This window comes from Staphylococcus sp. HMSC069E10 (genome assembly GCF_001809205.1).
GTDB lineage: Bacteria > Bacillota > Bacilli > Staphylococcales > Staphylococcaceae > Staphylococcus > Staphylococcus hominis.
In genome coordinates, this window is the sequence record NZ_KV796477.1 from 345,326 (window position 1) to 351,325 (window position 6,000).

Sequence of the window (6,000 nt, forward strand, 5' to 3'; positions counted from 1 at the left end):
TCTTATATTTATATATTCAAATCGCTACGTTGTGTGACTTCTAATTCCTTACCTTCGTTATTCAATGCTTCGACTTCACTATATACTTGATGCCATTCTGGAAAATAACGATCTAAACGAATTGGTCTGAAATCACTTGCTTTAATACATAATAGCTGAGTGGAACCTGTGGTAGCTAATTCCCCTTTTTCATTATATACTTCATAACAGTACGTTGAACGCAATCTTGAATAATGTTCTACCCATGTTTTCACTTTAACTTTTTCAGGATAAAAAATGGATTTCTTATATTGAACTTGTAAATCCACGACGGGTGAGATGATACCTTCTTTTTCCATATCTGCATAACTAAAACCTAATTTACGAATATAATCAGTACGAGCAACTTCAAACCATGTAGCATAATTCCCATGATAAATTACTCCCATTTTATCTGTTTCTTGGTATCTCGCTTCAATTTCAGTCATACTATAAATCATATTTATGTACCTCTTTCCAATTAAGTTCACTTTCAATATTAACATAAAAAGGATGATTGCTATAGAATTCCCATTTACTACTTTTATTACTGAAATAGCTCAATGACACGAATGAAGAAAAAATCCTTAGATGAGATTGCCATCTAAGGATTCAAAATACATTCAAATTTTTAAATACTTTTTCGAATAATTGTATTATTGAGCAAGTTTATTTCTTAATACCATTTGTAGAATGCCACCGTGACGATAATAGTCGATTTCAACTTGTGAATCAAAACGAACAATGACATCAAAATCAACCACTTCTCCATTTTCTTTTTTTGCATGAACTTTAATAATATCATGTGGTTGTACATCTTCGTTAATATCTACAGAGATTTCTTCTCTACCATTTAGACCAAGTGAATCAGCTGATTCTCCATCTTTAAATTGTAATGGTAATACACCCATCATAACTAAGTTAGAACGATGAATACGTTCATAACTTTGTGCTATTACAGTTTTAACGCCTAATAAATTAGTACCTTTAGCAGCCCAGTCACGTGAAGATCCCATACCATAATCGTTGCCTGCTAATACTGCTAAGCCAGTGCCATCTTCTTTATATTTCATTGCAGCATCATAAATTGGCATAATTTCATCAGTTGGCCAATATGTTGTAAAGCCGCCTTCTGTACCTGGTGCTAATTGGTTTTTAATTCTAATATTCGCAAATGTACCACGCACCATAACTTCATGGTTACCACGACGAGAACCATATGAGTTAAAATCACGAATAGCTACGTCATGATTTAATAAGTATTTACCTGCTGGTGTATCTTTACCAATAGCACCTGCTGGAGAAATGTGGTCAGTTGTAACTGAGTCACCAAATTTACCCATTACACGTAAATCTTTTAATGGTTCAATGGTACCTGGTTCTTTTGATAAACCTTGGAAGAATGTTGGATTTTGAATATATGTTGAATTAGGATCGAAGTTATATAATGGAGAGTCAGTAACATCAATTTCATTCCACATTTCATTGTTGTTATATACATTTTCATATTCTTCTTTAAATAATTCAGGTGTGACAACACTATCTACTGTATCAGCGACTTCTTTAATTGAAGGCCAAATATCATTTAAGTATACATCTTGACCATCTTCACCTTTACCAAGTGGTTCATTTTGTAAATCAATATCAACTGTACCAGCTAAAGCATACGCAACGACTAATTGAGGTGAAGCAAGATAGTTCGCTTTAACTAATGGATGGATTCGACCTTCAAAGTTACGGTTACCAGATAATACAGAAGTAACTAGTAAATCTTCTTTAGCAATAGCTTTTTCAATTTCTGGCAATAGCGGTCCAGAGTTACCAATACAAGTTGTACATCCATAACCTACTAGATTAAATCCTAAATCATCAAGATATTTTTGTAATCCAGAATCACGTAAATAACCTGTCACTACTTTTGAACCTGGTGCTAATGATGTTTTAACATATTCAGGCACTTTTAATCCCTTTTCAACTGCTTTTTTCGCAACTAAACCAGCACCTAACATAACGTAAGGATTCGATGTGTTTGTACATGAAGTGATCGCTGCAATAGCAATATCTCCTGTTTTCATAGTTGTTTCAGAACCATCCTTAAATTGAATATGAGCTGATTTATCAAATTCTCTTTGATCCAAACCATGACCTTGATTTCCAGCAGGAGCAGTTACAGATTTTTCGAATTCTTTTTTCATATCACTTAAGAAAATTAAATCTTGAGGACGTTTAGGACCAGATAATGAAGCTTCAACTGTCGATAAATCTAAATGAATTACATCTGTATATTGTGGATCTTCTTTATCTGATGTAAAGAACATATTGTTTTGTTGTAAATAAGCTTTGACTAACTCAACGTGCTCTTCAGAACGGCCAGTTAATTTCATATATTTAAGTGACTCTTCATCAACTGGGAAGAAACCACAAGTTGCACCATATTCAGGAGCCATGTTAGCAATAGTCGCTCGATCAGCTAATGGTAAATCGGTAACACCAGGACCGAAGAATTCTACAAATTTACCAACTACACCCTTTTTACGTAGCTCTTGAGTTACTCGTAATGCTAAGTCAGTGGCAGTTGATCCTTGAGGTAATGAATTAGTTAAGCGTACCCCAATCACTTCAGGAATTGGGAAATATGATGGTTGACCAAGCATACCTGCTTCAGCTTCAATACCACCGACACCCCAGCCTAATACACCAATACCATTTATCATAGTAGTATGTGAATCTGTACCAACAAGCGTATCTGGGAAAGCAGTTTGTTCACCGTCCACGTCTCTTACATGAACTACCTTAGCTAAATATTCTAAGTTAACTTGGTGTACGATGCCTGTTGCAGGCGGTACAGCATTATAATTATTAAATGCTTTTGTAGCCCAGTTTAAAAATTGATAACGTTCATAGTTCCTTTCAAATTCTAATTTCATATTGCGTTCTAACGCATGTGGGTTTGCATAGCTATCTACTTGTACAGAGTGATCGATGACTAAATCAACCGGTACTTCTGGATTGATTTTATTAATATCTCCACCTACATCATTCATAGCTTTACGTAATGAAGCTAAGTCAACAACCGCAGGTACCCCTGTAAAATCTTGCAAGATTACACGAGAAGGTTTGAAAGGTACTTCTCCTTTATTACCTTCTTTACCAAAATGGGCTAATGCTTTAATATGATCATCTGTAATAACAAAGTCATCTTCTTGTCTTAATACTGATTCTAGTAGAACACGAATAGAATAAGGTAACTTACTAATTTTAGTTAACCCTTGTTCTTCAAGACTTTTTAAATCATAATATGTATATGATTTACCTCGAACTTCAAATGATTTTTTTGATTGTTCTTTAATGTTAGAAGCCATTTGATTATCCCCCTTGAATATTAAACATTCATAATTATATTCCTTTAATTAAATTGTATAATTATATGTTTTTTAAAACAACTATATATCACTAGAATTTGAGTGATTTGAATTTTGGTTTTATAATCAGTTAATATAAGAATTACTTATCATATTACATTTAAACTATAAGTATTTTTTATTAAATGAGAATTTTTTTCAATACGCTAAATTAAATAAAAGGAAAGTAGAATAGAAATTTATTTTGAATTTTTGGCTCCAATATCAACCTATATTGGATATGGATTTTTTTGAAAGTCTTTATATTTCGATCTAACCATATTAAAAAACGCCTAAGACAAATAAGTTGTCTTAGGCGTTTTTTTTAATTATTGTTCTGCTTTCTCTGCATTACGTCGATTTTGACGTTTTTCTAATATATCAGATTCATAGTCTTTTTGTTGATATTCAATATATTCTTTTAGTCTATGTTTATTAGGCTGTAATGTTAATCCTAAGAATTTGCGTTCTTGGTTAGCATCTTTATAGAAACTAATCATCATTAGTATGACCACAAAGGAGAATGGTAATGCACTAATAATTGCAGCACTTTGTAGTGCGCCTAATGCTTCTGCGCCATCTCCACCACCTGCTAAGAGTAAGATGAAGGCAATAAGAGATTGTGCAATACCCCATGTTACTTTTACCACGTTAGATGGTTCTAATGAGCCATATGTTGTTTGCATACCTAATACAAATGTTGCTGAATCGGCTGATGTAATAAAGAATGAACCGATTAATATAAGTGCAACAAGTGATAAAATCATTCCTAAAGGTAAATGATTAAATACGCCAAAGAGTTGCGTTTCTGCTGACATCTTGAATAGCTCAGAATGTTTTTTACCCATTTCAATACCTAATACGCCAAACACACTGAACCATAAGAAACTTACTAGAGCCGGAACAAGTAATACACCTGAAATAAATTCACGAATTGAACGTCCTTTAGACACACGTGCAATAAATACACCTACGAATGGGCTCCAGCTTAACCACCAGCCCCAATAATATAGTGTCCAAGAAGACATCCATTCTCTTTTTTGAGAATTTAATGCTGCTGTATCAAAACTGTTGAATAAGAATGTATTGAACAAACTACCAATTGAACTTGTAAACATGTTCAAAATTAATACAGTCGGTCCAACAATTAAAGCAACAATCATTAATATTGTACCTAAACCAATATTAGCATTACTTAAATATTGAATTCCTTTACTTAGACCAGACCAAGCACTAATAATAAATAAAATTGTAACAACAACAATAATAAGTGATTGAACCCATACATTATTTGGGACACCAAATAAGTAATTTAAACCACCGTTAATTTGTAATGCACCCATACCTAATGATACAGCTACCCCTACTACTGTAGCGAATACTGAAAGTACATCAATAATCGTACCAATAGGTCCTTCTACTTTATCTCCAAGCAATGGGCGTAATGTTCTAGAAACAAGTCCTGGTTCATCTTTTCTAAATTGAGCGTATGCTAAGGCAAGAGCTACGACACCATAAACTGCCCAAGCATGAAATCCCCAATGGAAGAAAGTAGAACGAAGTGATTCAGTAAAGGCTTCTGTCGTTTTTGGACTAGCAGTTGGTGGTGCTGCAAAGTGTGACATAGGTTCTGCTGCACCATAGAATACTAAACCAATACCCATACCTGCACTAAATAGCATGGCAAACCATGAAATCGTATTAAACTCTGGTTTATCATCAGGTTTGCCAAGTTTTAATTTCCCAATTGGACTGAAAATCAAAAAGACACAGAAGAAAACAATAATAGTTGTAAGTATTAAATAATACCAACCAAGTTTATCAGTAATCCATCCACTTATTGAACTAGTAATTGAATCGAATTGTTCCGGAACAATTGCCCCAATTAGTACAATAATCGCTACGATAATCGCACTATAAATAAATACCGGCGAAAATTTCTTTCCTTTCTTACTTGATTCAGAAGAAGAATTCATAACTAATATAACTCCCTTCATCCTAATATTAAATTTTTTCAAAATGAAAAATACACAATTAATTATAAAAATAATTAATTAATTTTTCGGTAAACCACTTTAATATAATAACAAACGTTTTAATCTTAATCAAATTTCATTAATTTTAATATTTACTAATTTATTTATGTTTTGTATGATATATTATATAAAAATCAAATAAATAGGAGATTACTATGCTAAAAGAATTTAAAGAGTTTGCATTTAAAGGAAATGTTTTAGATTTAGCAATTGCTGTAGTTATGGGGGCAGCATTTAATAAAATTGTATCATCCTTAGTAACTTATATTATCATGCCATTGATTGGTAAACTGTTCGGTTCGGTCGATTTTGCTAAAGATTGGCAGATTTGGGGCATTAAGTATGGTCTTTTCATTCAGTCAATTATTGATTTTATTATCGTTGCTTTTGCATTATTTATCTTTGTTAAGATTGCCAATACAATTATAAGAAAAGAAGAACCAGAAGAAGAAATTGATACAAATACGGTATTACTTACAGAAATTCGAGATCTTTTAAAAACAAATAAATAAATCAAAAGAGTCCGGGACATAAAGTATCTAGAT

4 protein-coding genes are annotated in these 6,000 nt (G+C 32.6%); 1 reads left to right on the plus strand and 3 read right to left on the minus strand.

The features are described 5' to 3' along the window. Positions 1–8: 8 nt before the first annotated feature. From menI to HMPREF2561_RS05605, 3 genes are all read right to left on the minus strand, one after another. On the minus strand, positions 9–479 hold the full coding sequence (gene menI, locus HMPREF2561_RS05595; protein ID WP_017174672.1) for a 1,4-dihydroxy-2-naphthoyl-CoA hydrolase MenI: 471 nt from the start codon (positions 477–479) through the stop codon (positions 9–11). 195 nt (positions 480–674) lie between these two features. Then, positions 675–3,380 (minus strand): aconitate hydratase AcnA, encoded by a 2,706-nt coding sequence (gene acnA / locus HMPREF2561_RS05600; RefSeq protein WP_061544425.1) that lies wholly within the window; start codon positions 3,378–3,380, stop codon positions 675–677. A gap of 368 nt (positions 3,381–3,748) precedes the next feature. Then, entirely contained in the window at positions 3,749–5,395 is a 1,647-nt protein-coding gene (locus HMPREF2561_RS05605) for a glycine betaine uptake BCCT transporter (RefSeq protein WP_017174670.1), read from the minus strand. Positions 5,396–5,610: 215 nt separating this feature from the next. Here HMPREF2561_RS05605 and mscL point away from each other — a divergent pair, with 215 nt between their 5' ends. Further along, on the plus strand, positions 5,611–5,967 hold the full coding sequence (gene mscL / locus HMPREF2561_RS05610; RefSeq protein WP_017174669.1) for a large conductance mechanosensitive channel protein MscL: 357 nt from the start codon (positions 5,611–5,613) through the stop codon (positions 5,965–5,967). Positions 5,968–6,000: the final 33 nt, after the last annotated feature.